Source organism: Agrobacterium sp. YIC 4121 (assembly GCF_002008205.1).
Lineage (GTDB): Bacteria > Pseudomonadota > Alphaproteobacteria > Rhizobiales > Rhizobiaceae > Agrobacterium > Agrobacterium leguminum.
Genome location: NZ_MRDI01000009.1, coordinates 1 through 1,790 on the forward strand (window position 1 = coordinate 1; position 1,790 = coordinate 1,790).

General features: G+C 61.5%; 2 protein-coding genes. Both read left to right on the top strand.

Going from position 1 to position 1,790, the window contains the following annotated elements:
- Positions 1–3: 3 nt before the first annotated feature.
- On the top strand, positions 4–828 hold the full coding sequence (locus BTE54_RS11085) for a carbohydrate ABC transporter permease (RefSeq protein ID WP_003525171.1): 825 nt from the start codon (positions 4–6) through the stop codon (positions 826–828).
- A gap of 12 nt (positions 829–840) precedes the next feature.
- Positions 841–1,790, top strand: a 950-nt coding sequence (locus tag BTE54_RS11090) for an ABC transporter ATP-binding protein (RefSeq protein WP_078052489.1), incomplete at its 3' end; no start/stop codon positions are given.

Consider the following 1,790-nt stretch of genomic DNA (forward strand, 5'->3'; position numbering starts at 1 on the left):
ATCATGGCCCGCAAGACAACCACTCGCGCAAAGATCGGCTTTTCCATCGCGGCCTGGGCCGTGGCGCTGCTGCTGTTCTTCCCGATCCTCTATGCCTTCCTCACCTCGATCAAGACCGAGCCCGAGGCAATCGCAGGCTTCAGCCTCATTCCGTCGGGCACGCTCGAGAATTACGTGACGGTCCAGACCCAGCGCGATTACTTCAAGCCGTTCATGAACTCGGTGGTGCTGTCGCTCGGCTCGACGATCATCGCGCTGATCATCGCCATTCCCGCCGCCTGGGCCATGGCGTTCTCGCCGACCAAGCGCACCAAGGATATTTTGATGTGGATGCTCTCCACCAAGATGATGCCAGCCGTCGCCGTGCTGGTGCCGATCTATCTGATCTTCCGCAATGCCGGCCTGCTCGATACCCGCATCGGGCTCACCATCATGCTGACCTTCATCAACCTGCCGATCGTCATCTGGATGCTCTACACTTACTTCCGGGAAATTCCCGGCGAGATTCTCGAAGCCGCCCGCATGGATGGCGCATCGCTGTGGAACGAGATCGTGCATGTACTGACCCCGATGGCGGTTCCGGGCATTGCCTCGACGCTGCTCCTCAACGTCATCCTCGCCTGGAACGAATCCTTCTGGACCATCCGGCTGACGACCACCAATGCCGCCCCGCTGACGGCCTTCATCGCCTCCTTCTCAAGTCCGCAGGGGCTGTTCTGGGCAAAACTCTCGGCCGCCTCGATGATGGCGATCGCCCCCATTCTCGTCATCGGCTGGTTCTCGCAGAAACAACTCGTGCGTGGCCTGACCTTTGGCGCCGTGAAATAAGGAACGACAAACATGGGCAGCATTTCCCTTCAGAACGTGTCCAAGCTCTTCGGTGAGGCAAAGGTCATCCCGTCGATCGATCTCGATATCAACGACGGCGAATTCGTCGTCTTCGTCGGCCCCTCCGGCTGCGGCAAGTCCACGCTTTTGCGCCTGATTGCCGGGCTGGAAGATGTCTCCGGCGGCAAGATCGTCATCGACGGCAAGGATGTCACCGAAAAGGCCCCGGCCGAGCGCGGCCTTGCCATGGTGTTCCAGTCCTATGCGCTTTATCCGCATATGAGCGTCAGGAACAACATCGCCTTCCCGCTGAAGATGGCCAAGCTCGACAAGGCGATCATCGACAAGAAGGTGGAAGACGCCGCCCGGGTGCTGAACCTTACCGACTATCTCGAGCGCCGGCCCTCGCAGCTGTCGGGCGGCCAGCGCCAGCGTGTCGCCATCGGCCGCGCCATCGTGCGCGAACCTTCCGCCTTCCTGTTCGACGAACCGCTTTCCAACCTCGATGCGGCGCTGCGCGGCACCATGCGGCTGGAAATCTCCGAGCTGCACAACACGCTGAAGACGACGATGATCTACGTCACCCACGACCAGGTGGAGGCGATGACCATGGCCGACAAGATCGTCGTGCTCAACCGCGGCAATATCGAGCAGGTCGGCTCGCCGATGCAGCTTTACCGCTCCCCCGCCAACCTCTTCGTCGCCGGCTTCATCGGCTCGCCGCGCATGAACCTCATCACCGGCGACTTTGCCCGCCAAAAGGGCGCGACCACCGCCGGCGTGCGGCCGGAGCATCTGGTGCTGTCGAAGGAACGCGGGCTGTGGCAGGGCAAGGTCACCGTCGCCGAACATCTCGGCTCCGATACTTTCCTGCATCTCGAGGTGAACGGCATCGGGCCGATTACTGCGCGCACGGACGGCGAGTTCGAGTGCAAACACGGCGATACCGTCTTCATCACGCC